The following is a 25327-nucleotide window of genomic DNA, read 5'->3' as shown; positions in this document are numbered from 1 at the left end:
CGCTCCTCAGGCCTGCGTCGCCGGGAGGCGCAGCTGGATGCCGAAGCGCGACATCACCGACTCCATGACGGAGATGTCCTTCGGGCCGGGCGGCAGCTCGGCCAGCGCCTGGTAGTAGGCCTCGAGGCCGGCCGGGGAGACCACGGAGATGACGCGTGCCTCGTCGTCGAACGGGTTGCGGAAGGTGTGCACCACGTTGCGGGGCAGCAGCAGGTAGTCCCCGTGGGAGAGCACGAAGGTCTCGCCGCCGAGCATCACCTCGAGCTGCCCGGCCAGGCAGATGAACGACTCGTCCTCGCGGGTGTGCACGTGCGGCGGCGGACCGGTCACCCCGCCCGGCACCGCGTACTCGAACAGCGAGTACGCGTCGCGGGTCGACTCCCCCGTCGCCTTGGCCGTGATGTTCAGCCCGATCGCCGGGATCTGGGTGCCCTCGCGTGAGGACAGCATGTAACCGCCGCCCAGAGACATGAGCTCCTCCTCGTGGTCCGCACCCCCGGACGGAGGTGCGCCACGTCACACAGTGAGCGCGCGGCGGGCCCTGACCAACGCGCGGTCCCGCTCAGTGGGACCGGGCAGCCCCCGGCCTCGTGAGCGCACCTACCGCCGCACGGAGTACGCCCGCGACGCCGCCGCCGCGGCCATCCGCACCGCCGGGCCCGCCATCTCGGGGCGGATCGCGGCGCTCGGACCGGTGATCGAGAGGGCGGCGACGATCTCCCGCAGCGGCCCGAAGATCGGCGCCGCGACGCAGGAGACGCCGGCGTTGCCCTCCTCGCGATCGACCGCCCAGCCCCGCTCGGCGACGACGGCGAGCTCGCGACGGACGACATCGGCGCTGGTCAGCGTCCGCGGGGTCCGCGCGGGCATCCCGGCGGCCAGGACCTCGTCGACGACGGCGGGCTCGGAGTGGGCGAGGATCGCGCGGCCGAGACCCGAGCAGTAGGTCGGGATGCTTCCCCCGACCGCCGAGAGCATCGGCATCGGCCGGTGCCCGGTGATCTTCTCGACGATGAGGACCTCGGGCCCGCGCAGCACGCCGAGCTGGACCGCGACCTTCGTGGCGCCGTAGAGGTCCTGCAGGAACGGCAGCACCGCCTCGCGCAGCTCGTGGCGCACCGGCGCGAGACCCGAGATCTCGAACAGCCGCTCCCCGATGCGGTAGCGCTCCCCCGGCTTGTCGAGCCAGCCGAGACGCAGCATCCGATCCGCGGTGCGGTGGGTCGTGGACCGCGGCAGCCCGCACCGGGCGACGAGCGCGGCGAGGGTGAGCTCGCGGTGCTCGGCGTCGAAGGCGTCCAGGATCGCCGCCGCCCGGTCCAGCGCCGCGGCGGGGTTGGCCGTCTCCGTGGTGCTCACCCGTCGATCGTGCCGCAACTGTCCCGCCCAGTGGGACTGCGATTCGGTCAAGTGCGCCCGCCGACCCACGCTTCCCGGCATGGCGAGCACCTTCGCGATGGACGAGTTCCTGGCCGGCCTGCACGAGACGGTCCCGCCCGGCCCCGGCCGCCCCCTCGTCGTGCACGACGACGAGCTGGTCCCACTCCCGGCCGCCGACGTCCACAACCCCACGACGCTGCGCATCGCCGGCGCCCTGCCGACGCTCACCTTCGAGCTGTTCAAGCAGGTCTTCGCCCCCGGCGCGAGCTCGGACATGCAGCGCCACCACCACGAGACGATCCACTACGTCGTCTCCGGTGAGGGCCACTCCGAGATCGAGGACGAGGTGGTCACCTGGCGGACCGGCTCCTTCGTCTACACGCCGCCGTGGACCTGGCACCGCCACCACAACGACTCGGCCGAGCATCCGGTCGAGTTCCTGACGATCGAGAACTCCCGCCTGCTCGCCCTCCTCGGCGTGCCACGTCGGCAGAGCGCCGGCGAGGTCGGGATGGCCGAGGCCCGGACCAATTTCGGAGGAGATCCGTCATGACCGCAGCCGCCCAGGCCAGGACCGCCCGGTCGTCCGGCCCGCCGATCCCCGACCACGTGAGCATCTGGGGCGAGCTCGCCGACGTCGACCACGAGCTGCGCCACGTCGACGTGGCCGGGGTGCGCACCCGGGTCCTGCGCGCCGGGTCCGGCCCCGACCTGGTGCTCCTGCACGGCACCGGCGGGCACCTCGAGGCCTACGCCCGCGACATCGCCGGGCTCGCGGAGCACTTCCGGGTCACCGCGTACGACATGGTCGGGCACGGCTGGTCCGACCTGCCCGACGTGCCGTACACCGTCGACGTGCTGTCCGACCACCTCGTCGGGCTCCTCGACGTCCTGGGCATCGCCCGCGCGCACCTGTCCGGGGAGTCCCTCGGCGGCTGGGTGGCGGCGTGGACGGCCGCGCACCACCCGGAGCGGGTCGCGCGCCTGGTGCTCAACACCCCCGGCAACATCGCGAACAAGCCCGAGGTGATGGCCCGGCTGCGGGCGAGCACGACGACGGCCGTCGAGGACCCCAGCGACGAGAACGTGCGACGGCGGGTCGCGTGGCTCTTCCACGACACCGGCCAGGTCACCGACGAGCTCGTGAACCTCCGTCGCTCGGTGTACTCCCGGCCCGGGTTCCGGGCGGCGATCGCCAACACCCTGGTGCTCCAGGACCCGGCCACCCGCGCCCGCTTCAGCTGGGACCCGTCGTGGGTCGGCCGGATCACCGCGCCCACCCTGCTGCTCTGGACCGACCACGACCCGACGGGCGGTCTCGACGAGGCCGAGATGCTGCGGGGCTGGCTGCGTGGATCCGAGACGAGTGACGTCGACCTCCACGTGATCACCGGGGCGGGCCACTGGCCGCAGTGGGAGAAGCCGGGCGAGTTCGTGGACGTCCACGCGAGGTTCCTGACCGGGGCGCCGGCGTGAGCGACGTCGTGGGCTTCGTCGGGATGTCCCACTCGCCGTTCGCGAGCCTGATGCCCCCGGGGCCGGGCGACCCGGGGGCGGCGTTCCTCGCCGACGTCGCCCGGGTGCGGGACGCGGTCACCGCCCTGGCCCCGGACGCCGTCGTCGTGATCGGTCCCGACCACTTCCACGGGAACTTCTACGACGTCATGCCGCCGATCACCCTCGGCGTCGAGGAGGCGGTGGGATTCGGCGACTTCGGCAGCCGGGCGGGCGCGCTGCCGGTGGCCGGGCCGCTCGCGTGGGCGGTGCACGACGCGGTGGCCGCCGCCGGGTTCGACCTCGCGCTGTCGTACTCGCTCACCGTCGACCACGGGATCGTGCAGAGCTACGAGATGGCCCTCGGGGACGGCGCCGAGACCCCGATCGTCCCGCTCGTGCTCAACACCGCCGCGCCCCCGCTGCCCACCCCCGCGCGCTGCGTGGCCCTGGGCCGGGCGCTGGGCGACGCGCTGCGCCGCGCCCCACTGGCCCACCGCGTGCTCGTCGTGGCGAGCGGCGGCCTGTCGCACTGGCTGCCCTCCAACGACCCCCGCGACCCGGCCGTCGTCGGCGAGCGGCGGTCCGCCCTCATCCACGGGCGCCGCGACGCCGTCGGGTTCGCGGCCGCGCGGGAACCGAAGGTGCGCGCCATGGCCGGTGATCCCGACGCCCCGGTGAACGCGGGCTGGGACCGCTGGTTCCTCGACCGGCTCGCCGAGGGCGACCTGGACGCCGTCGCCGCGCTCGGTCACGACGGCATCGAGTCCGCCGCGGGCAGCGGCGGTCAGGAGATCCGGACGTGGCTCGTGGGCCTCGCGGCCGTCGGCGGCCGGCTGGCGGCCACCGCCTACGAGCCGGTGCCGGAATGGATCACGGGGATGGGGCTGGGGACGTCGTTCACGGTGCCCGGCCTTCCTCCGCGGCCAGCAACACCTCGCGGAGTGCCTGCGCCTGTCCCGAGCGCCGTGCGGTCTCGGTGATCAGGTTGAGCAGGATCCAGCGCAGCTCGATGTGGCCGCGGCGGTCGTCGCGCACCGCGTCGTCCAGGGACTCGGCGCCGGCCAGGGCGTCCCGGCCCTTCTCACAGACCTCCTGGTAGGCCCCGACCAGGGCCTCGGGATCGTCGAGGTCGCTGACGCGGAAGGCCTCGTCGGAGTCGTCGATGTGGCTGAAGGAGTGGCTCGTGCGGCCACCGCGCTCGCCCCAGCGCTCGACCAGCCACGTCCGCTCGAGATCGGTCAGGTGCTTGACGATCCCGGTGAGGCTGGGTCCGGTCTCGGGGACCCGACGGCGCAGGGCGTCGGCGGGCAGGCCGTCGAGCGCGAGGACGACCTGGGCGCGGTAGTAGTCCAGCCAGCCCTCGAGCGACTCGCGCTCGTCCGCGACCTGGGGCGGCTGCAGGCGCCGGACCGGGGCGCGGAAGACCACGGGCGCACCGGGGGTGGGCGCGATGTCCGTGGTGTCGTGGTTTGCGAAGCTCACTGAAGTCCCGCCGTCGGGTGATCCCGGACCCGGCGTCGTCCCCGTGGGACGCCGCACCCGGAGGGGGCGACGCCCGAGCATGCCCGGCCGGGTGCCGTGCGACAACCCGTCCGGGTTACTCGGACGGCAGCGTGACCAGCGCTTCGAGCGCCGGCACGGCCGCGGCCAGGGCCTCGCGGTGCTCGGGCGCCAGCCGGTCGAGCCGTTCCGCGAGGAGCGCGGTGCGCTCGGTGCGCAGGCGCTCGATCATGGCGCGGCCCTCGGGCGAGAGCTCCACGAGCGCCGACCGCGCGTCCTGCGGATCCGGCGTGCGCACCAGCAGCCCGGCGTCGTCGAGCGCGGCGAGCACCCGGCTCATCGTCGGCGGGGTGACCGCCTCGCGGCGGGCGAGCTCGGAGAGGCGCAGCGGTTCGTGCTCCTCGAGCGTCACCAGCACGGAGGTCTGCAACGGCGGCAGGACCGCCGCGGCGTCCACCCGGATGCGGCGGTTCAGTCTGCCGATGGCGAGACGCAGGCGTGCGGGGAGCATCGGGTCGCCGAGGTCCGGCGGCCCCGCGGACCCGGTTGTGGGCCCGCCCACGGACGGGGCCACCGCGGACGCAGTGGAGGAGGAAGCACCAGCCATACCTCATCGTCGCACTACTTAGGCTGCGCACATACCACCGGGCAGGTGTTTCGTGACTCTTTCGTCCTTTTCCGGAACCCGGGGTACCGCCATCCGTGGCGGACTCACAGCTTACGGAGACGAATCCGTCGCACTGAGTGATCGGGGCCCTTCGTCAGGACCAGACCGGCACGCGACCGGGTGGGCGCGATGTTCTCCCGCAGGTTCGGCCCGTTGATCTCGTCCCACAGTTGGGCGGCCCGGGCCCGGGCGGCGTCGGTGTCCATCTCGGCGTAGCGGCGGAAGTACGACGCCGGGTCGCGGAACGCGGTTTCGCGCAGGGCCAGGAACCGCTCGATGTACCAGCGGCGGACGTCGGCGGGGTGCGCGTCGACGTAGATCGAGAAGTCGATGAGGTCGCTGACGGCCAGCGCGCTCGCCCGCTCCCCGGTCTGCGGCGCCGGCTGCAGCACGTTGAGGCCTTCGAGCACCAGGATGTCCGGGCGGGCGACGGAGCGCTGCTCGTCGAGCACGTCGTAGACGAGGTGGGAGTACACCGGCGCCGGGACCTCGGGCTTGCCGGCCTTGATGTCGGAGACGAACCGCAGCAGCGCGCGCCGGTCGTAGGACTCCGGGAACCCCTTGCGCGCCATGATCCCGCGCCGCTCGAGCTCGGCGTTCGGGAGCAGGAACCCGTCGGTCGTCACCAGCGCGACGTTCGGGTGGTCCTCCCACCGGGCCAGCAGCAGGCGCAGCAGGCGGGCGGTGGTGGACTTGCCGACCGACACCGACCCGGCGATCCCGACGACGAACGGGGTGCGCTCCTCGTCCTGGCGCAGGAACGTCCGGTAGGCCTCGAGCAGCCCGGAGTTCGCGCGGACGTGCAGGTCGAGCAGCCGCGAGAGCGGCAGGTAGACGTCGCGCACCTCGTCGAGGTCCACGGGATCGCCCAGGGAGCGCAGCTCCTCGAGCTCGTCCGCGGTCAGCGGGAGGTCACCGTGCTCGTCCCGCAGCGCGGCCCACGAGGCACGATCGAAGTCGACGAACGGGGACCCGCTCATGGGGACACATTCTGGTCACGGACACCCCGGCGCCCGCCACCGGCTGTCTCCGGTCTCACGTCCGCGATTCCCTTCACCGGTGTCCGAGCTGGCGCACCGACGCCACCGCGTACTCCACGACGGCGACCTCCGGGGGCAGGCCGAGCAGGTGCACGATGCCCGCCGCGACGTCGGCGGGGGCGAGTCCCTGGTCGTGCATCCGCTCCTCGAAGCGAGCCGTGTCGTCGTCGTCCGCGGCCTCGTCGGCGACCAGGTCGGTGGCCACGAAGCCCGGTGAGACGGTGCTGACCTTGATCCCCCGCGGGCCGGCCTCCAGGCGCAGCGTCTCGGCGACGGCGTGCGCGGCGTGCTTGCTGGCCGCGTAGACCCCGCCCGCAGCCGAGGCCACCCGCCGCCCGGACATCGAGGACACGACGACGAACGTGCCGCCGGGCCCGAGGTGGAGCAGCGCGGACCGCGCGGTCGCGAGCAGCCCCGCCACGTTGACGTCGAGGATCTCGCGCCAGCGGGCGGGGTCGGTGTCGACGACCGAGCCGAGCGACATCACCCCGGCCGCGGCGACGACGCCGTGCAGCGGTTCCCCGAGGCGGGCCGCGAGGGCGTCGACGGCGGCGCGGAGGGCGTCGGGGTCGGTGACGTCGGCCGCCGCGGCCGCGTGCCCGGTCCCGTCGAGGGCCCCGACGAGCTCGTCGAGCCGCTCGGCGCGGCGGGCGATCACCCCCACGCGGGCCCCGGCCGCCGCGGCGGCGTGTGCGGTGGCGGCGCCGATGCCCGAGGACGCCCCGACGACGATCACCGCCCGTCCGGCGAGGCCGCCGCCCCGGCCACCGTCCCCGTCACCGCCGGTACCGGCTCCGTCGCTGGTCACACCCCCACCGTAATGATCACTCCGGGATCGGGCGGAGGGGACGCCCCGCCGTACGCTGGTCACCGTGGCGAACACGGCGACGAACGACCACGTCGGGCGCGAGGAGCTCACGGAGTTCCTGCGGACCCGGCACCACGCGATCGTGGTGACGCAGCGCAAGGACGGGGGCGACCAGACCTCCCCGGTGACGCTGGGCATCGACTCCCAGGGCCGGCTGCTGGTCTCGACGTATCCCGAGCGGGCCAAGGTGCACAACATCCGGCGTGACCCCGCCGTCGCGATGTGCGTGCTCTCGCCGGACTTCAACGGCCCGTGGGTGCACGTCGAGGGCACCGCGGAGGTGCTCGACCTGCCCGAGGCGCTGGATCCCCTGTGCGAGTACTTCCGCTCGATCTCGGGGGAGCACCCGGACTGGGACGAGTACAAGGAGGCCATGGCCTCGCAGGGCAAGTGCCTGGTCCGGCTCACCGTCGAGCGCTGGGGCCCGATCGCGACCGGGGGCTTCCCGGCGCGGCTGCAGAAGGACTGAGCTGCCCCGGTGGACGTCCTGCTCTCCGTGCTCGGCCTCGTCGGGGTCGTCGCGGTCACGCTCGGCACGGCGGTGTTCGTCGCCGCCGAGTTCTCGCTGACCACGCTCGAGCGCAGCCAGGTCGACCACCACGTCGCGGAGGTCGGGGACCGGCGGGCGAGGACCGTCGCCTCGGCCCACCGCAACCTGTCCTTCGAGCTCTCCGGGGCCCAGCTCGGGATCACGATCACCACGCTGGTCACCGGCTACCTGGCCCAGCCCGCGATCGCGACGCTGATCTCCCCGCTGCTCGCCGACGTCGGGATGGGCGAGGGCGCCGCGGGCGGGACGGCGGCGGTGATCGCGCTGGTGCTGGCGACGGCGCTGTCGATGGTCTTCGGCGAGCTGGTCCCGAAGAACCTCGCCATCGCCGCGCCGCTGCGCACCGCGCGCGCCGTCGCCGGCGTCCAGGCGATGTTCTCGCGGGTGCTGTCGTGGTTCATCTCCGCACTCAACGGTGCCGCGAACTGGATCGTGCGGCGGCTCGGCGTCGAGCCCGCGGAGGAGCTGCGCTCGGCCCGGTCCCCGCAGGAGCTGGGCTCGCTCGTGGCCACCAGCGCCGAGCAGGGCACGCTCGACGAGGGCACCGCCGCCGTCCTGACCCGGACCCTGCGGGTCGGTGAGCGCACCGCGGACGAGCTGATGACCCCGCGGATGCGGGCGGAGTCGCTCACCGTCGACGACACCGTGGACGACCTGCTCGCGGCGGCCGCGCGGACCGGGTTCTCGCGGTTCCCGGTGGTGGAGGGCGACCTCGACGACGTCCGGGGCGTGGTGCACGTCAAGCAGGCGTTCGCCGAGCCGCGGTCCCGGCGCGGGAGCCAGTTCGTGCGCAACCTCATGCGGACCCCGACCACCGTGCCCGACTCGCTCGACGGCGACGAGCTGCTCGACCGGCTGCGCGGCGCCGGGTTCCAGATGGCCGTCGTCGTCGACGAGTACGGCGGGACCGCCGGGATCGTCACCCTCGAGGACCTGGTCGAGGAGATCGTCGGCGAGGTCCGCGACGAGCACGATCGGGGCGAGGCCGCCCGGTTCCGCGACGCCGGGCCGGACACCTGGATCGTCTCGGGGACGCTGCGCCCCGACGAGCTCTCCGACCTGGTCGGCTGGTCGTTCCCGGACTCCGAGGTCTACGAGACGCTCGCGGGCTTCCTGCTCGCCGAGCTCGGGCGCATCCCCTCGGTCGGCGACCGCGTGACCCACGACGGCCGGACCCTCGTGGTGACGCGGATGGACCGTCGCCGCATCGCCGACGTCCGGATCACCGCCCCGGCCCCGACCAGCGAGCCGCCGGCCGCCCCGCACTCCGGTGACGCCGTGACCGCAGCCGAGGGGGACGGATGAACGACGGGGTCGCCCTGCTCGCGATGGTCGCGCTGCTGGGCCTGAACGCCTTCTTCGTCGGCGCCGAGTTCGCGCTGATCTCCGCCCGGCGCGACCGGGTCGAGACGATGGTCGACGCGGGCAAGTCCGGGGCCGCCACGGTGCTGCGGGCCACCGAGCACCTGTCGATGATGATGGCCGCCGCGCAGCTCGGGATCACGATCTGCTCGCTCGCGCTGGGCGCGCTCGGCGAGCCCGCCCTGGCCCACCTGGTCGAGGCGGTGTTCACCCCGCTCGGGATGCCGCTCGCGCTCGTGCACCCGATCGCCTTCGTCATCGCGCTGCTCGTCGTGACCGTCCTGCACATCGTGATCGGCGAGATGGTCCCGAAGAACATCGCCATCGCGGGCCCGGAGAGCACCGCGGTGTGGCTGGTTCCGCCGCTGGTGGTGTTCCTCAAGGTCGCGCGACCGGTGATCGTGATCCTGAACTGGATCGCCAACCACGTGCTGAAGCTGCTCGGGGTGGAGCCCAAGGACGAGCGGGAGGCGGCCTTCACCTCCTCCGAGATCGCCGAGATGCTCTCCGAGTCCCGGCGCGAGGGGCTGCTCGACGCCTCCCAGACCCGTCGTCTCACCCAGGCCCTGCACACCGCGGAGCGTTCGGTGGCCGACGTGCTGATCCCGCGCGAGCGCCTGACGGTGCTGCCCGCGAACCCGACCGTCGGCGCGCTGGAGGCGGCGGTGGCCCGCACCGGGTTCTCGCGCTACCCGGTGCAGGCCCCGGAGGCCCCGGACGCCCATCCCCGGCTCGACACCCACCCGCTGGACCCGGGCACCGACCCGGTCCTCCCCCGCCAGACCGGTGTGGCGCCGAGCGTGGAGCTCGTCGGCTACCTGCACATCAAGGACGTCCTCGACCTCGACGGCGGCCCCGACGAGGTGGTGCCCGCCGAGCGGGTGCGGGCGCTGCCGCGGCTCTCGGTGGACGCGCCGATCGACGAGGCGCTGGCGACGATGCGCCGGGAGGGCTCCCACCTGGCCCGCGCCGTCGACGCCGAGGGGACCACGGTCGGCATCGTCGCCCTGGAGGACCTCGTCGAGGAGTACGTCGGCACGGTGCGCGACAGCACCCACGTGGCCCGCTCGGCCACGCGGAACACCACCTGAGGAACCGGCATGGATCGGGCCGGTGCCGGGGACCTGTCCGGCATGGTCGCCGCCTCCGGGTACTCCGACGCCCCGCACCGCACCCACGTCCTCGTCGTCGGAGCGGGCATCAGCGGGCTCGCCTGCGCGCGGGAGCTCACCGCGGCCGACGTGCCGGTGCGGGTGCTCGAGCGCGCCGGGCGTCCCGGCGGCCGGATGGCCAGTCCGCCGCTGCCGCGGGACGCTGAGGGCGCGCGACCCGTCGACCTGGGCGCCGCCTACTTCACCGTGGCCGGCGCCGGGGAGCCCGCCGCCGACGAGTTCGCGGCCCTCGTCGGGTCCTGGCAGGACCGCGGCCTCGCGCGGCCCTGGACCGACACGCTGCAGGCGCGCGGCCGGGACGGGGTGTGGGAGCCGCGGCCGGGCCCGCAGCGGTGGGCCGCCCCCGGCGGGCTGCGCTCGCTGGTCGCCGACCTCGCCGAGGGCCTGACGGTCGAGACCCGCCGCACCGTCGGGTCGGTGACCCCGGGGCCCGCCGTCGACGGCGAGGCGGCCCGCGCGGTGGTGCTCGCGATGCCCGACCCGCAGGCGGCCCGGCTGGTGGGCCCGCCGCTGCGCAGCGCCGAGGTGCTCGCGGGCCGGGAGTGGGATCCGGTGATCTCGGTGGCGCTCGGGTACGACGAGCGCTGCTGGGACCGGGACTTCACGGCGCTGTTCGTCAACTCCCACCCCGACCTCTCGCTGATCGCCGACGACGGGTCGCGCCGCGGCGACGGTGCCCCGGTTCTCGTCGCGCACACCACGGGCGACGCCGCGCGCCGCCACCTCGACGACCCGGACGCGGTCGTCCCGACGGTGATCGACGCGGTCACCTCGCTCCTCGAGCTCGACCGTCGTCCGCGCTGGAGCCACGCCCACCGCTGGACCTACGCCAGCCCCGCCGCGCCGCACGAGACCGGCGAGGACGCCCCGTTCCACCTCGACGACGATCTCGTCGCCGTCGTCGGAGACGCCTGGGGCCGGCCCCGGGTGGAGACGGCGTGGCGCTCCGGGACGTTGCTGGGGCGCGCGCTCGCCCGCCGGGTGAGCGGCTGACCTCACCGTCGGACCGGCGGGCGGGTGTCCGGTTAGGGTGCGGCCGTGCCCCTGGCCCCGCCCTCCGGGAGATGATCGCGTGACCCTCCTGGTCGGGCTCTCGCCCGACGCCCGCGACGACGCGGGTGGCGCCGTCGGCCTGGCGGCACGGCTGGCGGTCGCGTGGAAGGAGGACGTGACGGTCGCGGTCGTCCTCACGCCCGGCTCGCGGGTGTCCCCGGAGGCCGGTGAGACCGGGATCGACGTCGACGCACCCGCCGTCGTCTCCGTCGACGCCGACCCTGCCGCGGACGCCGCCCGGGCCGCCGTGGAGGGGATCCTCGACGAGTCCGGGCTCACCGCGCGCTGGGTGACCGTCCGGGGCCGGTCGGTCGCGGACGCGCTACTGGAGGCGGCCGCGACCCCCGGGGTCACGGCCGTCGTGCTGGGCACCGACCCGGACCGCTCCGGACGGATCGCGGTGCGGGTGGCCCGCGACTCGCCGGTGCCGGTCGTCCTGGCCCGCGGCCACGGCGCCTTCCCCAACGAGCCGATCAGCCGCGTGACCTGCGCGTTCGACGGCACGGACGCCTCGCCGGGCGTGCTCGCGACGGCAGCCGAGCTCGCCGACCGGTCGTCCGCGACGCTGCGGGTGGCGTCGTTCGCGGTGCGGCGCCCGACCACGCCGCCCGAGGTGGGCCTGAACCCCGGGGCCCCGGTGCTCGCGGGCTGGTCGGAGCAGATCGCGGCCGCGCAGGCCGACGCGCTCACCGACCTCGGGCGCAGCGCCGAGACCGGGGTGCACGCCGGCGCCACCTGGGACGAGGCGGTCCACGCGACCGACTGGGAGCCGGGCGACCTGCTCGTCGTCGGCGGCTCGCCCGGAGCGGCGACGCGGTTCTTCCTGGGCGACCGGCTCGGGGCGATCCTGCAGGCGGCCCCGGTGCCCGCGGTGATCGTCCGTTCGGGCTGACGGCACCGACTCCGCACGAGGGGAACCCTCGGTCGGCTGGAACGACTCGATCCTCCCCTCGCGTCCGGGTGAACCGAACGCGAGGGGAGGATGCGGTCGCTAGAGCCGCGCGAGGGCTCCCCTCGTGCGGGAAGGGATCAGGCCTCCGCCAGCTCCTCCAACGGCGGGCAGGAGCAGACCAGGTGCCGGTCGCCGTGCGCCGAGTCGATCCGCCGCACCGGGACCCAGATCTTGTCCGGGCGACCGGCGGCGGGGAACGCCGCCTCCTCCCGGCTGTACGCGTGGTCCCACTCGCCGACCATCACCGACCGGGCCGTGAACGGGGCGTGCACCAGCGGGTTGTCGTCGGCGGGCCACTCCCCCGCCTCGACCTTCGCGGCCTCCGCGCGGATGGCGATCATCGCGTCGCAGAACCGGTCGATCTCGGTGAGGTCCTCGGACTCGGTGGGCTCGACCATGAGCGTCCCCGCCACCGGGAACGACATCGTCGGCGCGTGGAACCCGTAGTCGGCGAGCCGCTTGGCGACGTCGTCGACGGTGACGCCGGAGGACTTCGTCAGGGGCCGCAGGTCGAGGATGCACTCGTGGGCGACGAAGCCGCCCGCGCCGGTGTAGAGCACCGGGAACGACGGCCGCAGCCGCGCGGCCACGTAGTTCGCGGCGGCCACCGCGGTGAGCGTCGCACGCCGGAGCCCGTCCACGCCCATGAGCCGGACGTACGCCCACGAGATCGGCAGGATGGACGCCGAGCCCCACGGCGCGCCGGCCACCGGGCCGACCCCGGTCTCGGGGCCCGCCGACGGCTGCGCGGGGTGGTTCGGCAGGAACGGCGCGAGGTGCTCGGCGACCCCGATCGGCCCGACGCCGGGCCCGCCGCCGCCGTGCGGGATGCAGAAGGTCTTGTGCAGGTTCAGGTGGCTGACGTCGGCGCCGAAGCGACCGGGCCGGGCGAGCCCGACCAGGGCGTTGAGGTTGGCGCCGTCGACGTAGACCTGGCCGCCCGCGTCGTGGACCGCCTTGCAGACCTTGCGCACGTGCGGCTCGTACACCCCGTGCGTCGACGGGTAGGTGATCATGATCGCCGAGAGTGCGTCGCCGACCTCGTCGATGACCCGCGCCAGGTCCTCGGTGTCGACGTCGCCGCGCTCCGTGGTCTTGACGACCTTCACCCGCATGCCGGCCGAGATCGCCGAGGCGGCGTTGGTGCCGTGGGCCGACGACGGGATGACGCAGACGTCGCGGTGCGTGTCCCCCCGCGAATGGTGGTAGGCCCGGATCGCGAGCAGGCCCGCGAGCTCGCCCTGCGAGCCGGCATTGGGCTGCAGCGAAACCGCGTGGTAGCCGGTCAGGTGCACCAGCCAGGCCTCGAGGTCGCGGATGACCTGCAGCATCCCCGGCGCATCGGACTCCGGCGCGAACGGGTGCAGCTCCGCGAAGCCGGGGTAGGTGATCGGCTCCATCTCGGCGGTGGCGTTGAGCTTCATCGTGCAGGAGCCCAGCGGGATCATGCTGCGGTCGAGCGCGACGTCCTTGTCCGAGAGCGTCCGCAGGTAGCGCAGCAGCCCGGTCTCGCTGCGGTGGCGGTGGAAGACCGGGTTGGTGAGGAAGGCCGACGAGCGCCCCAGCGCGGCCGGGACGGCGTCCTCGGTCGCGGCGTCGAGGTCGGGGATGCCCGGGTCGTCGATCCCGAAGGCCCGCCACACGGCCACGAGGTGCTCGCGGGTGGTGACCTCCGAGCACGAGATGCCGACGTGGTCGTCGTCGACCTCGCGGACCAGCAGCCCCTCGTCGCGACAGCGGGCGCTCGCGGCCGCGGCGCCGCCCGGGACGTGGACGAGCACGGTGTCGAAGAAGTCCCGGTGGACGACCTCGACCCCGCCCTTGATCAGCCCGGCGGCGAGCACCGCGGCCATCCGGTGGGTCCGCCGCGCGATGGCGGCCAGCCCGGCCGGGCCGTGGTAGACGGCGTACATCGAGGCGATGACGGCGAGCAGCACCTGCGCGGTGCAGATATTGCTCGTGGCCTTGTCGCGGCGGATGTGCTGCTCGCGGGTCTGCAGGGCCAGCCGGTGGGCCGGGTTCCCGTCGGCGTCGATCGAGGTCCCGACGAGACGGCCGGGCAGCTGCCGGGCGAGCGGCTGGCGCACCGCGAGGAACCCGGCGTGAGGCCCGCCGAACCCGAGCGGCACCCCGAAGCGCTGGGTGGACCCGACCGCGACGTCCGCGCCTTGCTCGCCGGGCGGGGTGACCATCGTGGCGGCGAGCAGGTCGCACGCGACGACGACCTGGGAGCCGCGCTCGTGGGCCGCCGCGATGATCCCGGAGTGGTCACGCAGCGCGCCAGAGGCGCCGGGGGCGGCGAGCAGCAGGCCGAAGAAGTCCTCGTCGGGCAGCGGCGCGGTCGCGTCGACCAGCCGCAGGCGCAGGCCCAGCGAGTCGACGCGGGTGCGGAGCACCGCGATCGTCTGCGGCAGCGTGTCCTCGTCCACGAGGAAGAGGTCGGTCTTCGCCTTGCTCACCCGGCGCAGCAGCATCATCGCCTCGACGGCCGCGGTGGACTCGTCGAGCATCGAGGCGCCGGCGACGTCGAGGCCGGTGAGGTCGCAGACCACGGTCTGGAAGTTGAGCAGCGCCTCGAGCCTGCCCTGCGAGATCTCCGGCTGGTACGGCGTGTAGGCGGTGTACCAGGCCGGGTCCTCGAGGACGTTGCGGCGGATCACCGGCGGGGTGACGGTGCCGTGGTACCCGAGGCCGAGCATCGGGGTGAGCACCGTGTTCGACGCGGCGAGCTCCCGCATCTCGGCGAGGACCTGCTCCTCGGTGGCCGCGGGCGGCGGCGCGCTGTCGACGCTGTCGCGGTCGCGCTCGGCGTCCCAGTCGGCCGGGTCGGACCGGATCGACGTGGGCATCGCCCGGTCGGCGAGCTCCTCGAGGGAACCGACCCCGATCTCGGACAGCATGCGGGACAGCTGCGCGGCGTCCGGTCCGATGTGCCGCTCGGTGAACGGCGTGCCGTGCTCGAGCGCGGCGAGGGAATGGCGGTCAAGAGAGCTCACGCGGGGCCTCCCGGTGGCTGCCGGGCGGGCCGGGGAACCGGCCGCGACCGGACTCGGTCAGGGTCACCCCGACGCGTGCCTCGACGGACGCGCCGGGTTCCCTCCCCCTCTGCCGCTGCCCGCCGCCTGCACGGGCGCCTGAGAGCTTCACCGGACCTCAACCCCGACTGCTCGGGCCGGCTTGCACCATCGGCGGGTGATCCGGAGATCACCACTTTCCAGAGGTCGTCTCATCCGCGCGGTACCGGATGCCTGAGAGATTCCGGGGAGGAGTTGCTCCTTCGGCGCCTGCGTCCAGAGGCTTCTGACTGCAGGTCTCTCCCGCGTGGAGTCGTTGACCGACCCCGCGCATGCTACCGGGGTGATCTTGGGGTGTCAGCCCCGCGAGAGGAGTACGTCACCTCTAGCCGGCGGAACGAGCCCCGCGGTTGCGCCGGGAGGCGAGCTCGTCCTCCTGCGCGTGGTCCACGACGGACGCGCCGGCGCCGGCCCGCTCGGCCGGGAAGTGCGCGATCGACCCCGACAGCTCGCGCATGGCGCCGCCGACCGCGATGCCGAAGACCCCCTGCCCGCCCTGGAGCAGGTCCACGACCTCCTCCGGCGAGGTGCACTCGTAGACCGTCACACCGTCCGAGAACAGCGTGATCTTGGCCAGATCCCGCACCCCGTGACGACGCAGCTGCTCGACGGCGGAGCGGATGTTGTTCAGCGAGACCCCGGTGTCGAGGAGGTTCTTGACCACCTTGAGCACCGCGAGGTCCTTGAAGGAGTACAGCCGCTGGGAGCCGGAGCCGGTCGCGGTGCGAATGCTGGGCACCACCAGCTTGGTCCGGGCCCAGTAGTCGAGCTGCCGGTAGGTGATCCCGACGATCTGGCACGCCGCGGGACCGCGGTAGCCGAGCACCTCGTCGTTGGGGCTCTCCCCGAACAGCTCGTCCGGGAACAGCGAGCCCTGTTCTCCCGCGGGCCCGAGCGGCTGGAGCCCCGGGGACACCGGGCCCGACGGGCCGTGCGCAGACGCGTCCCGCGCGCCGGGCGTCCTGCCGGCCCCGGGCCGCTCTCCGGCTCCCGCCACACCTGCCTCCTCGACGACCTCCGGACCCGTGTCGAGCCCTGGTCAGAAGACCGTACGAAAGCTGTCCACAGGGGTCAACGCGACGCGCGGCGAACTCTGTACCTGAACTTCAGGGTGAGACGAGCGGCGTGTCCCGGCGGGACGCGCCGTGCACCTCACGTGCCCGCGAAGTCCTCGGGCGAGACGGTGTCGAGGAACTCGCGGAACTTCTCGACCTCGTCCTCCTGCTCGTCCGGGATGATCAACCCGGCCTCGGACAGGACGCCCTCCTCGGCGTGGATCGGCACGCCGACCCGCAGGGCGAGGGCCACCGAGTCGCTCGGCCGGGCGGAGACCCGGACGTCGCCGTCGAAGACCAGCTCCGCGTAGAACGTGCCCTCCTGCAGGTCGGTGATCCGGACCTGCTCCAGCCGCCGGTCGAGAGCCCCGAGCACGTCCTTCAGGAGGTCGTGAGTCAGCGGCCGGGCCGGCTTGACGCCCTGCTGCTCCAGGGCGATCGCGGTGGCCTCGACCGACCCGATCCAGATCGGCAGGTAACGGTCGCCGTCGGACTCCCGCAGCAGGAGGATCGGCTGGTTCGCGGGCAGTTCGACCCGTACCCCCACGACACGCATCTCGCTCATGCGTCGCCTCCCTGTTCCCACGTGGCGCGTGATTCGCACCGTCGGATCCCGGTCGAGCGAAGGTCGCGCCCGGCGCTCCATCACATGCTGGGGCGGCCCCGTCGACTCCGGGAACGCTACACGCTCGGAGGGGTTCAGGGGCGGTGACGCGAGCCCGCCGCGGGGGCGCTCGGTCAGCGGCGCAGGCCGTGCCGCAGGCCGGAACCGACGAGCAGGGCGTGCAGCCGGCCCGAGAGGCTCGCGAGCTCCCCGGACAGCTCACGGGCGTGCCGCGAGGCCTCCGGAGCCCGCCCGCGCGCCACCGGGGTGACGAGCTGGGTGAGCAGTCCGACCTCGCGGTCGGCCCCCGCGCGCAGCCCCCGCAGCAGGCGGGGCTCCACGCCGAGGGCGGCCAGCGAGGCGGCCGTCCGCGCGATCACCGGGGCCTCCGGCTCGTAACGGCCGGTGACGTCCGGGCGGAGGATCCCGTGGTGCTCGAGCGAGGTCAGCAGCGCCTCGTCGACGCCGTCCTCGGCGAGCACCGTCTCGCGGTCCACGCCCTCGACGACGTCGGGTCCGGCACCGGCGTCCGCGGGGACGGCACGGTCCGGGTCGTCGTCCACGGGATCCCCCGTGGGGCCGACCGCCATGAGGCCGCCGCGCTGGCGCATCGCCCGCGGGTCGGGCACCCGGCCGAACCGGCGGCCGTCACCGCCGTCGCCACCACCGGAGCCGCCGGACCCACCACCGACCGGCCCACCGCCACCGGGACCGCCGGTCTCGGGGGCTGCGATCTCGGTCTCGGACAGCGCCTCGGCCGGGCTCACGGTGTCGGCCGACGCGGTGAGCACCGGGCCCTCCGCGGTGGGCGCGCGGTCGAACTCCTCGAGCTTGGCCCGGATGACCTTGAGCGGGAGGTAGTGGTCCCGCTGGGCCGAGAGCACGAACCGCAGCCGCTGGATGTCGGCGTGCGAGAACTGCCGATACCCCGACGGCGTGCGTGCCGGCGAGATCAGGCCCTCGGACTCCAGGAACCGGATCTTGGAGATCGTGATCTCGGGGAAGTCGTCGCGTAGGGCGTCGAGGACCGACCCGATGGACAGCGCACTGCCGGCGCCCTGAGGAAGCCCGGCCGCCGTCATCGAACCCCCGTCGCTTCGCTCGCCGCGACCGTTCTCCCCGTCGCTGCGCTCGCCCCGCTCACGAGAACTCCGGTCCGGCCCCCTGGCCGGTGGAGCCGGCGTCGCGCGGCCCGGTCAGGAAGACCAGGCGGAACTTGCCGATCTGCACCTCGTCGCCGTTCGCGAGCACGGCGGTGTCCACCGGCTCCCGGTTGACGTAGGTGCCGTTCAGGCTGCCGACGTCGACGACGACGAACTCCGCGCCGTCGCGCCGGAACTCGGCGTGGCGCCGGGAGACGGTCACGTCGTCGAGGAAGATGTCGCTGTCGGGGTGCCGACCCGCGCTGGTGGTGTCGCGGTCGAGCAGGAAGCGGGATCCGGCGTTCGGGCCGCGCTTGACCACCAGCAGTGCGGACCCGGCGGGCAGCGAGTCGACGCCGGAGACGCCGCCTCCTCCGCGGGTGTCCGCGTCGGACTCGGCGAGGAAGTCGGCCCGGAAGACCGACGTCGTCTCACCCTGACGTTCGGGGGGGACCGGACCGCCTGTGCTCACCGTGCTCCTCCGTCGATGCTCGTCTGCTGGAACTGCCGTTCGGGGCCCCACCGAGCCGAGCCCGGGGGTGGGTCCCACGTCCCGTGATACGCCCTGCTCGGGGCGCCGCGACGAGGTGGTGGTCACGGTACCGTGCGTCACCGCTGCCCCGTGGGTCGGTCCCGCCTCGTGGTTCCCGCGCAGGCCGGGGCCGGGGTCGACGGGCCGTGACCGGTTCGGTCACCGACCGTCGACCACTGCCGACGGCGAGTCACTCCCCGTCGATGACCGCCTGGTACGCCGACGCGTCGAGCAGCTCGGAGAGCGCTCCCGGGTCCGACGGACGCATCTCGAACATCCAGCCCGCGCCGTAGGGGTCGGAGTTCAGCTGCTCCGGGGTGTCGCCGAGCGCCTCGTTCACCGCGGTGATCTCACCGGCCAGCGGCGCGTAGATCTCCGAGACCGACTTGGTGGACTCGACCTCCGCGATCGAGTCGCCGGCCGAGACCGTCTCGGCGACGGTCGGCAGCTGCACGAACACGACGTCGCCGAGCTGGTCCTGGGCGTAGTCGGTGATCCCGACGCGCACGGTCCCCTCGTCCTCCGCCGTGGCGACCCATTCGTGCTCGGCGGTGTACTGCAGACCCTCGGGGACCACGCTCGACTCCCTCGTCCTCGGTGATGGGGGCGCGCCGACGGTGATCGTCAACGGCGGCGGCGAGCGTAGAGGGACCCACTGACCGGGGCAAACGGCGCCTCAGGCCGGGGCGCTCGCCGTCCGGGGAGGTGTCTGCACCAGCTGGACGACGTAGAGGGCGCCCGAATAGAGGTGCAACGTGATGCCCCACACCGTGAACGCGAGCGCGACCGGTCGAGTCGCCGCCGCGCCCGGCCAGTCCATCTGCGCGAGCAGCAGCAGCGGGAAGGCGTAGAGCAGGCACAGCGTCGCGGCCTTGCCGAGGTAGAGCACCGGGAACGCGAGGTAGCCCTTGCGGCGCAGCAGCGGCAGGGCCGCGGAGACCACGACGTCCCGCCCGACGATCAGCACCACCACCCACCACGGCACGATGTCCCGCACGACGAAGGCCACCAGGGCCGCGAGGGTGTAGAGCCGGTCGGCGAGCGGGTCGAGCGCCTCCCCCAGCCGGCTGTACTGGTCGAGCCAGCGGGCGAGCTTGCCGTCGAGGTAGTCGGTGATCCCGGAGATCACCAGCACGACCAGCGCCCAGCCGTCCGCACGGGGGCCGAGCAGCAGCCACAGGAAGACCGGCACCCCCGCCAGCCGGACCACCGACAGCAGGTTGGGCACCGTCAGCCACCGCTCGGCGGCGATCTCGCGGATCGTCACGGCGGGCAGTCTGACGCAGGTTCGCTCAGCGCGCGGTCCATCCCATGTCCATGGTCACGGGCGCGCCGGTGAACGTGCGTCCCGCGGGCGTCGTGAGGAACGCGACGACGTCGGCCACGTCGCTGGGCTCGATGAGGTCCTTGCGGGCGTGCGGGGTGAGGATGACCTCCTCGATCACCCGGTCCTCGCTGATGCCGTGGGCCTTGGCCTGGTCGGCGATCTGCTTCTCCACCAGCGGCGTGCGCACGTAGCCGGGGCAGACCGCGGCGGCGGTGATCCCGTCCGTGGCGCCCTCGAGCGCGAGCGTCTTCACCAGGCCCAGCACGCCGTGCTTCGCCGAGACGTAGCCGGCCTTGTACGGGCTCGCCGCGAGCGCGTGCGCGGAGGCGACCGGGATGAACCGCCCGCCCTCCGGGGCCGCGCGCAGCGCCTCCCAGGAGTACTTGGCGAGCAGGAACGGGCTGGTCAGCAGGATGGCCAGCAGCGCGTCCCAGCGCTCCTCGGGGAACTCCTCGACCGGCGCGACGTACTGGAACCCGGCGTTGGGCACCACCAGGTCGATCCGGCCGAAGTGCTGGAGGGCGATGTCGACGGCGGCCTTGTTGCCCTCGCGGGTCGTGAGGTCGGCGCCGAGCCCCTCCGCGCCCTTGAGGTCGGGTTCCTCGAGGTCCACCCCGAGCACCTGCCAGCCGTCGGCGACCAGCCGGTCGACGACGGCGCGGCCGATGCCGCTGGCGGATCCGGTGACGATGGCTGCGCGTTCGCTCACGTCCGCCGACGGTAGGTCGCGCCGCCGGAAAGGTCACGCGCGGAGCCCCTACGAGACACGCAGCACCACCTTCCCGCGCACCTGCTGCCCCGCCATGGCATCGAGGACCTCGCGAACCTCGGACCAGTCGCCGTCGCGCCCGATCCGCGGGCGCAGCGCCCCGGACGCCACCAGGTCGGCCAGCACCCCGAGGTCGGCGCCGCGCAGCTCGGGCGGCTCGGAGTGCACGAGCCCGACGATGCGGGGGTTGGCGACGGAGAGCAGGTCGGCCAGGCCGAGCTCGGTCCTGCCTGCCATCGCGCCGTACGTGGCGATGACGCCGTGCGGGGCGAGGTGGTGCAGCGCCTCGCGCAGCACGTCGCCGCCCGCACCGTCGCAGACCAGCCGGTACCCGCCGGGACCGTCTCCGAGGTCGGTGACGACGACGTGCGCCCCGGCCGCCCGCGCCTCGTCGGCGGACTCCGGACGGCTCACGAGCGCGGTCACCCGGGCGCCCGCGGCCCGGGCCAGCTGGATCGCGAACTGCCCGACCGCACCGGTCGCCGCCGTCACCAGCACCCGCTCCCCCAGCAGCGAGCCGCCCTCGCGCAGCGCCCGCAGCGCGGTGAGCCCGGCGATCGGGAGGGCCGCGGCGTCGACGGCGGCGACCGCGTCGTCGATCGGGGCGAGCCGGTTCGTCGGGCACGCGACCCGCTCCGACCAGCCGCCGCCGTCGACGATCGCGACGACCCGGGTCCCCGCGCCGGGTCCGGTGCCGTCCGCGGCCGGGGTGACGACGGTGCCCGCGACGTCCTGCCCGGGCCGCCAGTCCCGGTCGCGGACCGTGAGCAGGGCGAGCTCGCCGCGGTTGATCCCGAAGGCCTCGACGGCGATCACGGCCTCGCCCGGAGCGGGGTCGGGGTCCGGGGCGGAGTCGTCGAGCCGCAGCCCGCGGGGCGCGTCCGGGTCGGTGATGTAGCTGCGCATGTGAACGATTGTGGTCGCTGGAGCGACCACAATCGTTCACATGAGCCGGAGGCTCTTGTCGCCGGAGGCGACCAGCTCGCCGATCACCGGCGCGCCCGGGATCTCACCGACCAGCAGCAGGCCGCCCGAGGTCTGCGCGTCCGCGAGCAGCAGCCGGTCGTCCTCGCCGACCGACCCGAAGTCGGTCTCCGGGGCGACCCAGTCCAGGTTCCGCCGCGTCCCGCCGGAGACGAACCCCTCGCGGGCCGCCTCGCGGGCGCCGTCGAGATAGGGCACCGCGCTGCTGTCGATCACCGCGGTGACGCCCGAGGCACGCGCCAGCTTGTAGGCGTGGCCGAGCAGACCGAACCCGGTGACGTCGGTCCCCGCGACGATCCCCGCCGCGACGGCCGCCGCCGACGCCTCGGCGTTGAGGCCCGCCATGGTCTCGACGGCGTGCGCGAAGACCTCACCGGTCTGCTTGTGCCGGTTGTTCAGGACGCCCAGGCCGAGCGGCTTGGTCAGCGAGAGCGGCAGGCCGGCGCGCCCGGCGTCGTTGCGGATCAGTGCCGCCGGGTCCGCGGTCCCGGTCACGGCCATGCCGTACTTGGGCTCGGGGTCGTCGACGGAGTGCCCGCCCGCGACGTGGCAGCCCGCGAGGTCGGCGACGGCGAGCCCGCCGCGCAGGACCTCGGCGGCCAGGTCGTAGGGCAGCACGTCGCGCGGCCAGCACAGCAGGTTGAGCGCGACGACGGGGCGCCCGCCCATGGCGTAGACGTCGGACAGGGCGTTGGCCGCGGCGATGCGGCCCCAGTCGTAGGGGTCGTCGACGACCGGGGTGAAGAAGTCGGTCGTGGCGATCAGTGCGAGCCCGTCGCGGATGGTCACCGCGGCGGCGTCGTCGCCGTCCTCCAGCCCGACGACGAGCTCGCCCACCCGCTCCGTCGTCGGCGAGGGCGTCAGCCCGCGCACCACCGACTCCAGCTCACCCGGCGGGATCTTGCAGGCGCACCCCCCGCCGTGCGCGTATCCGGTGAGACGCGGGGTGATCGCCGTGGCCATGCCGTCCATCGTGCCGCGCGGGACCGGCCCCGGCCACGTCGTCGGGAACGGGCACTCAGAGCCGGTGCAGCCCCCGCAGGACGCGGTTCATCACCGCGCGGTCCGGCCCGCGTCCCGGGCTCAGGGTGTCGACCGTCGGGTGGACCGTCAGCGTGCCCTCGTCGGCCATGTCGCCGATGAGGACGCGTGCGACGCCGAGCGGCACCTGCATCAGCGCGGCGACCTCGGCCACCGAGCGGGGGCCGTCGCACAGCTCCCCGATCGTGCGGTGCTCCGGGTCCTCGAGCGCGGGGCGCGGCGAGGGGATCGACACGAGGGTCTCGACGCGCAGGTCGGTCCGCGCGCGGGTCCGTCCGCGGGTCCGCACGTACGGCCGCACGGACACCCGGGGCTCGATGCCCTCCACGCGGTTGCGCAGCTCGGCGAGGTGCAGCGGGGCGGTGGGCGCGTCGTCGGGCAGCGGGGGCGGGAAGTCGCCCCGACGGCCGACCGGGGCGGCCTGGCGCGGGACGACGGCGTCCTCGGCCGCCTGGCGATCGGCGTCACGCCGCGCCCGGCGGGCCCGGGAGTCGAAGCGGGCCCCGGTGCGGCCGACGTACGGGTCGGGGTCGAGCTCCCCGCCCGTGGGGACCGGGGGCATCGACGGCGACGGTGCCGACGACGCGGACGGGCCCGGCGGCAGCGCGAGCGGCGCGGCGGGCTGGTCACGGCGGCCGCGGCGGGCGCGGGAGTTGAACCGGGCACCGGTGCGGCCGACGAGCGGGTCGGCGCCGGACCGGGCGTCGGGGACGGGCGGGGCGATCTCCCGACCGGGATCGGGCGCCCGGTCGTCCGGTGCAGCGGGGTCGTCGTCGACGGTGGGGAATCGCGCCCCGGTGCGACCGATCCCCTGCCGGCGACGCAACCGCGAGCGGCGCCCGGTCTCGCTGCTCTCGTCAGTCACGCCGAGTGCCTACTTCCCGTACTCCGTGTGATGCCCCCTCGCCGAGACACGAACGGATCACGTCACGGTACGGCGGTCAGGGCCTTGCGGGTAACCCTGCGTAGACCGCGTCACGCGCCGCTGCGAGACGTAGGGCCGAGCGGGCTACGGAGCTGGTGCCGTCGGGGGACAACCGATCGGCTCGTGCTCCGTGGCCATCAGTGCTCGGCCGTTCCGGTGACCCGAGGTGGCTCACTTCACCCTCGGAGGCCGGAGAGGGCTACGCTACAGGTGGCCTTGCCTCTGACCTCTCGGCAGGGCTCATCTCGGCGGAGCCCGGGGTCGTCGTCGTTCCACCCGGTCCGCCGGGACGTCGCCCCCGGGTTTCGTTGCATAAGCTCACAAGATCCGCGATCAGGCGTCGGCCACCCGAGCGCGGTCTCCGCCGAACGCCACCACGTCACCCGCGGTGAGCTGGCGGCCGCGGCGGGTCTCCGACCTGCCGTTCACGGTCACCTCGCCCGCGGCCACGACGTCCTTCGCGTCGGCCCCGTGCTCCACGAGCCCCGAGAGCTTGAGGAACTGGCCGAGACGGATCGTGCCGGCCACCTCGACGTCGCGGACCGGCGTGCGCTCACCCACTGGCGATCTCACCCACCACCGCAGTCTCCCAGTGAGCGCGGTGTGCTCCGATGACGGCGTGCTCCCCGCCCCCGTGCTGCTCGTCCTCGCCGGCGTCGCGGCCGGGCTCTCGGGATCGATGGCCGGGCTCGCGTCGCTGTTCTCCTACCCCGCGCTGCTGGCGGTCGGGCTGCCGCCGACGGTCGCGAACCAGGCGAACACCATCGCCCTCGCCACGTCGAGCGTGGGCGCGATCGTCAGCTCCCGTCCCGAGCTGCGCGGGCAGCGGGCGCGGGTCCTGCGACTGCTCCCGTTGACCGTGCTCGGCGGGGTGATCGGCGGGGCGCTCGTGCTCCTGACGCCGTCGGACACCTTCGCCCTGATCGTCCCGTTCCTCGTGGCCGGGTCGTCGCTGGTGCTGCTGCGCCCGCCCCGGCCCGCGGCGGCGGGCACCGCGCGCGCCGACGGCACGCCGGGGCCCGCCACGGTGGTGGGCGCGATCGCGATCGGCGTCTACTCCGGGTACTTCGGCGCCGCCGCCGGGGTGTTGATGCTGGCCCTGCTCTCGCGGCTTCTCGCCGACACCCTGGTGCGCGTCAACGCCGTCAAGAACGTCCTGCTCGGGGCCTCGAACGCGGTGGCCGCGATCGGGTTCGTCGTGCTCGGCGACGTGGTGTGGAGTGCCGCGATCCCGCTGGCGGCCGGGCTGCTCGTCGGGAACTACACCGGTCCGGCCATCGCGCGGCGGCTCCCGCCGGCGGTGCTGCGGATCGGGATCGCCGTCGCCGGGCTGGTGCTCGCCGTCGTGCTGTTCGTCGACGCCGTCCGGGGCTAGCTCCCGGACAGCTGCCGCTTCACCTCGGTCGACACCCGCTTGCCGTCCGCGCGCGACCCGACCTGAGGCTGGACGACCTTCATCACCTGGCCCATCTGACGGGGCCCCTCCGCACCGGTCTCGGTGATCGCGGCGGACACCAGCGCGGTGAGCTCGTCGTCGGTCAGCGGCTGCGGCAGGTACTCGGCGAGGACCTGCTCCTCGGCCCGCTCCCGCTCGGCGAGCTCGGCGCGCCCGGCCCCGTCGAACGCCTCGGCCGACTCCCGGCGCTTCTTGGTCTCGCGGGTCAGCACGCCGAGGACGTCGTCGTCGGAGAGGTCGTGGTGGGCGTCACCCGAGGTCTCGGCGTTCGACACCGCCGTCAGCGCCATCCGCAGCGTCGCGACCCGCACCTGGTCACGGGCCTTCATCGCGGTGGTGAGGTCGCTGCGCAGCCTGTCCTTGAGCACGCGTCCAGC

General features: G+C 74.2%; 28 protein-coding genes and 1 riboswitch. Of the genes, 9 read left to right on the top strand and 19 right to left on the bottom strand.

Annotated elements, in window-relative coordinates; genetic code table 11:
* Window positions 1-6 precede the first annotated feature (6 nt).
* Both LQ327_RS15985 and LQ327_RS15980 read right to left on the bottom strand, forming a co-directional pair.
* Window positions 7-471, bottom strand: coding sequence for a cupin domain-containing protein (locus LQ327_RS15985; RefSeq protein ID WP_230735400.1), 465 nt, complete (start codon window positions 469-471; stop codon window positions 7-9).
* A gap of 129 nt (window positions 472-600) precedes the next feature.
* On the bottom strand, window positions 601-1359 hold the full coding sequence (locus LQ327_RS15980; protein ID WP_230735398.1) for an IclR family transcriptional regulator: 759 nt from the start codon (window positions 1357-1359) through the stop codon (window positions 601-603).
* Between the two features lie 79 nt (window positions 1360-1438).
* Here LQ327_RS15980 and LQ327_RS15975 point away from each other — a divergent pair, with 79 nt between their 5' ends.
* The 3 genes from LQ327_RS15975 to LQ327_RS15965 are packed head-to-tail and all read left to right on the top strand — an operon-like array spanning window position 1439 to window position 3857.
* A complete protein-coding gene (locus LQ327_RS15975; RefSeq protein ID WP_230735396.1) occupies window positions 1439-1933 on the top strand; it encodes a cupin domain-containing protein in 495 nt (164 codons plus the stop codon).
* Window positions 1930-2856: an alpha/beta fold hydrolase gene (locus tag LQ327_RS15970; RefSeq protein ID WP_230735394.1), complete on the top strand. Its 927-nt coding sequence runs from the start codon at window positions 1930-1932 to the stop codon at window positions 2854-2856. The genes LQ327_RS15975 and LQ327_RS15970 overlap by 4 nt, the downstream gene beginning before the upstream one ends.
* Entirely contained in the window at window positions 2853-3857 is a 1005-nt protein-coding gene (locus tag LQ327_RS15965; RefSeq protein ID WP_230735392.1) for a DODA-type extradiol aromatic ring-opening family dioxygenase, read from the top strand. Before LQ327_RS15970 ends, LQ327_RS15965 begins: the two co-directional genes overlap by 4 nt.
* On the opposite strand, the gene LQ327_RS15960 is transcribed toward LQ327_RS15965, so the two are convergent.
* The 4 genes from LQ327_RS15960 to LQ327_RS15945 form a co-directional block, all read right to left on the bottom strand.
* Window positions 3775-4359: a mycothiol transferase gene (locus tag LQ327_RS15960; RefSeq protein WP_230735390.1), complete on the bottom strand. Its 585-nt coding sequence runs from the start codon at window positions 4357-4359 to the stop codon at window positions 3775-3777. The two genes, LQ327_RS15965 and LQ327_RS15960, sit on opposite strands and share 83 nt — an antisense overlap.
* Window positions 4360-4474: 115 nt before the next feature.
* Window positions 4475-4939 carry a MarR family winged helix-turn-helix transcriptional regulator gene (locus LQ327_RS15955; RefSeq protein ID WP_230735387.1) on the bottom strand — a complete coding sequence of 155 codons (465 nt, stop codon included), beginning with the start codon at window positions 4937-4939 and terminating at the stop codon, window positions 4475-4477.
* A 149-nt stretch (window positions 4940-5088) separates the two neighbouring features.
* Entirely contained in the window at window positions 5089-6024 is a 936-nt protein-coding gene (gene coaA, locus LQ327_RS15950) for a type I pantothenate kinase (RefSeq protein ID WP_230735385.1), read from the bottom strand.
* A 73-nt stretch (window positions 6025-6097) separates the two neighbouring features.
* Window positions 6098-6892, bottom strand: coding sequence for an SDR family oxidoreductase (locus LQ327_RS15945; RefSeq protein WP_230735383.1), 795 nt, complete (start codon window positions 6890-6892; stop codon window positions 6098-6100).
* Between the two features lie 64 nt (window positions 6893-6956).
* Here LQ327_RS15945 and LQ327_RS15940 point away from each other — a divergent pair, with 64 nt between their 5' ends.
* From LQ327_RS15940 to LQ327_RS15920, 5 genes are all read left to right on the top strand, one after another.
* Window positions 6957-7421: a PPOX class F420-dependent oxidoreductase gene (locus tag LQ327_RS15940; protein ID WP_230735381.1), complete on the top strand. Its 465-nt coding sequence runs from the start codon at window positions 6957-6959 to the stop codon at window positions 7419-7421.
* 9 nt (window positions 7422-7430) lie between these two features.
* On the top strand, window positions 7431-8807 hold the full coding sequence (locus LQ327_RS15935) for a hemolysin family protein (RefSeq protein WP_230735379.1): 1377 nt from the start codon (window positions 7431-7433) through the stop codon (window positions 8805-8807).
* Entirely contained in the window at window positions 8804-9955 is a 1152-nt protein-coding gene (locus LQ327_RS15930; RefSeq protein WP_230735377.1) for a hemolysin family protein, read from the top strand. Before LQ327_RS15935 ends, LQ327_RS15930 begins: the two co-directional genes overlap by 4 nt.
* Before the next feature lie 9 nt (window positions 9956-9964).
* Complete coding sequence (locus LQ327_RS15925) at window positions 9965-11029, top strand: NAD(P)/FAD-dependent oxidoreductase (protein ID WP_230735375.1); 1065 nt, start codon at window positions 9965-9967, stop codon at window positions 11027-11029.
* A gap of 79 nt (window positions 11030-11108) precedes the next feature.
* On the top strand, window positions 11109-11981 hold the full coding sequence (locus LQ327_RS15920) for a universal stress protein (RefSeq protein WP_230735373.1): 873 nt from the start codon (window positions 11109-11111) through the stop codon (window positions 11979-11981).
* Between the two features lie 137 nt (window positions 11982-12118).
* Here LQ327_RS15920 and gcvP read toward each other — a convergent pair whose 3' ends face one another.
* The 12 genes from gcvP to LQ327_RS15860 all read right to left on the bottom strand — a co-directional run bounded on the left by gcvP (window position 12119) and on the right by LQ327_RS15860 (window position 24055).
* Complete coding sequence (gene gcvP / locus LQ327_RS15915; RefSeq protein WP_230735371.1) at window positions 12119-15037, bottom strand: aminomethyl-transferring glycine dehydrogenase; 2919 nt, start codon at window positions 15035-15037, stop codon at window positions 12119-12121.
* Window positions 15038-15266: 229 nt separating this feature from the next.
* Window positions 15267-15371: riboswitch (glycine riboswitch) on the bottom strand.
* Between the two features lie 69 nt (window positions 15372-15440).
* A complete protein-coding gene (locus LQ327_RS15910; protein WP_308286339.1) occupies window positions 15441-16031 on the bottom strand; it encodes a MerR family transcriptional regulator in 591 nt (196 codons plus the stop codon).
* Window positions 16032-16267: 236 nt separating this feature from the next.
* Window positions 16268-16735 (bottom strand): bifunctional nuclease family protein, encoded by a 468-nt coding sequence (locus LQ327_RS15905; protein WP_230735369.1) that lies wholly within the window; start codon window positions 16733-16735, stop codon window positions 16268-16270.
* 173 nt (window positions 16736-16908) lie between these two features.
* Window positions 16909-17856, bottom strand: coding sequence for a MerR family transcriptional regulator (locus tag LQ327_RS15900; RefSeq protein ID WP_230735367.1), 948 nt, complete (start codon window positions 17854-17856; stop codon window positions 16909-16911).
* 58 nt (window positions 17857-17914) lie between these two features.
* On the bottom strand, window positions 17915-18388 hold the full coding sequence (gene garA, locus LQ327_RS15895) for a glycogen accumulation regulator GarA (protein ID WP_230735365.1): 474 nt from the start codon (window positions 18386-18388) through the stop codon (window positions 17915-17917).
* Window positions 18389-18638: 250 nt separating this feature from the next.
* Window positions 18639-19025 carry a glycine cleavage system protein GcvH gene (gene gcvH / locus LQ327_RS15890; RefSeq protein ID WP_230735362.1) on the bottom strand — a complete coding sequence of 129 codons (387 nt, stop codon included), beginning with the start codon at window positions 19023-19025 and terminating at the stop codon, window positions 18639-18641.
* Window positions 19026-19124: 99 nt separating this feature from the next.
* Entirely contained in the window at window positions 19125-19715 is a 591-nt protein-coding gene (gene clsA, locus LQ327_RS15885) for a cardiolipin synthase ClsA (RefSeq protein WP_230735360.1), read from the bottom strand.
* 25 nt (window positions 19716-19740) lie between these two features.
* Entirely contained in the window at window positions 19741-20484 is a 744-nt protein-coding gene (locus tag LQ327_RS15880; protein ID WP_230735358.1) for an SDR family NAD(P)-dependent oxidoreductase, read from the bottom strand.
* A gap of 48 nt (window positions 20485-20532) precedes the next feature.
* On the bottom strand, window positions 20533-21450 hold the full coding sequence (locus LQ327_RS15875) for a zinc-binding dehydrogenase (protein ID WP_230735356.1): 918 nt from the start codon (window positions 21448-21450) through the stop codon (window positions 20533-20535).
* Between the two features lie 36 nt (window positions 21451-21486).
* Entirely contained in the window at window positions 21487-22491 is a 1005-nt protein-coding gene (selD, locus tag LQ327_RS15870; protein ID WP_372460683.1) for a selenide, water dikinase SelD, read from the bottom strand.
* A 55-nt stretch (window positions 22492-22546) separates the two neighbouring features.
* Window positions 22547-23434: a DUF742 domain-containing protein gene (locus LQ327_RS15865; protein ID WP_230735352.1), complete on the bottom strand. Its 888-nt coding sequence runs from the start codon at window positions 23432-23434 to the stop codon at window positions 22547-22549.
* Window positions 23435-23827: 393 nt separating this feature from the next.
* On the bottom strand, window positions 23828-24055 hold the full coding sequence (locus tag LQ327_RS15860) for an RNA-binding S4 domain-containing protein (protein ID WP_230735350.1): 228 nt from the start codon (window positions 24053-24055) through the stop codon (window positions 23828-23830).
* A gap of 58 nt (window positions 24056-24113) precedes the next feature.
* On the opposite strand from LQ327_RS15860, the gene LQ327_RS15855 reads away from it, so the two are divergent.
* The gene (locus LQ327_RS15855; protein WP_308286325.1) at window positions 24114-24869 is read left to right on the top strand and encodes a sulfite exporter TauE/SafE family protein; all 756 of its coding nucleotides are present in this window, start codon (window positions 24114-24116) and stop codon (window positions 24867-24869) included.
* Here the strand turns inward: LQ327_RS15855 and LQ327_RS15850 are convergent.
* On the bottom strand, window positions 24866-25318 hold the full coding sequence (locus LQ327_RS15850; protein WP_230735348.1) for a GatB/YqeY domain-containing protein: 453 nt from the start codon (window positions 25316-25318) through the stop codon (window positions 24866-24868). The genes LQ327_RS15855 and LQ327_RS15850 overlap by 4 nt on opposite strands.
* Window positions 25319-25327 lie beyond the last annotated feature (9 nt).

This window comes from Actinomycetospora endophytica (assembly GCF_021026375.1).
Taxonomy (GTDB): Bacteria; Actinomycetota; Actinomycetes; order Mycobacteriales; family Pseudonocardiaceae; genus Actinomycetospora; species Actinomycetospora endophytica.
This window is presented reverse-complemented; position numbering and strand designations above follow the sequence as displayed.

Coding starts and splice junctions, on each gene's coding strand:
- LQ327_RS15985 (WP_230735400.1), bottom strand. CDS start 471: ATGTCTCTGGGCGGCGGTTACATGCTGTCCTCACGCGAGGGCACCCAG.
- LQ327_RS15975 (WP_230735396.1), top strand. CDS start 1,439: ATGGCGAGCACCTTCGCGATGGACGAGTTCCTGGCCGGCCTGCACGAG.
- LQ327_RS15970 (WP_230735394.1), top strand. CDS start 1,930: ATGACCGCAGCCGCCCAGGCCAGGACCGCCCGGTCGTCCGGCCCGCCG.
- coaA (WP_230735385.1), bottom strand. CDS start 6,024: ATGAGCGGGTCCCCGTTCGTCGACTTCGATCGTGCCTCGTGGGCCGCG.
- LQ327_RS15930 (WP_230735377.1), top strand. CDS start 8,804: ATGAACGACGGGGTCGCCCTGCTCGCGATGGTCGCGCTGCTGGGCCTG.
- LQ327_RS15925 (WP_230735375.1), top strand. CDS start 9,965: ATGGATCGGGCCGGTGCCGGGGACCTGTCCGGCATGGTCGCCGCCTCC.
- LQ327_RS15905 (WP_230735369.1), bottom strand. CDS start 16,735: ATGAGCGAGATGCGTGTCGTGGGGGTACGGGTCGAACTGCCCGCGAAC.
- LQ327_RS15900 (WP_230735367.1), bottom strand. CDS start 17,856: ATGACGGCGGCCGGGCTTCCTCAGGGCGCCGGCAGTGCGCTGTCCATC.
- LQ327_RS15875 (WP_230735356.1), bottom strand. CDS start 21,450: ATGCGCAGCTACATCACCGACCCGGACGCGCCCCGCGGGCTGCGGCTC.
- selD (WP_372460683.1), bottom strand. CDS start 22,491: ATGGCCACGGCGATCACCCCGCGTCTCACCGGATACGCGCACGGCGGG.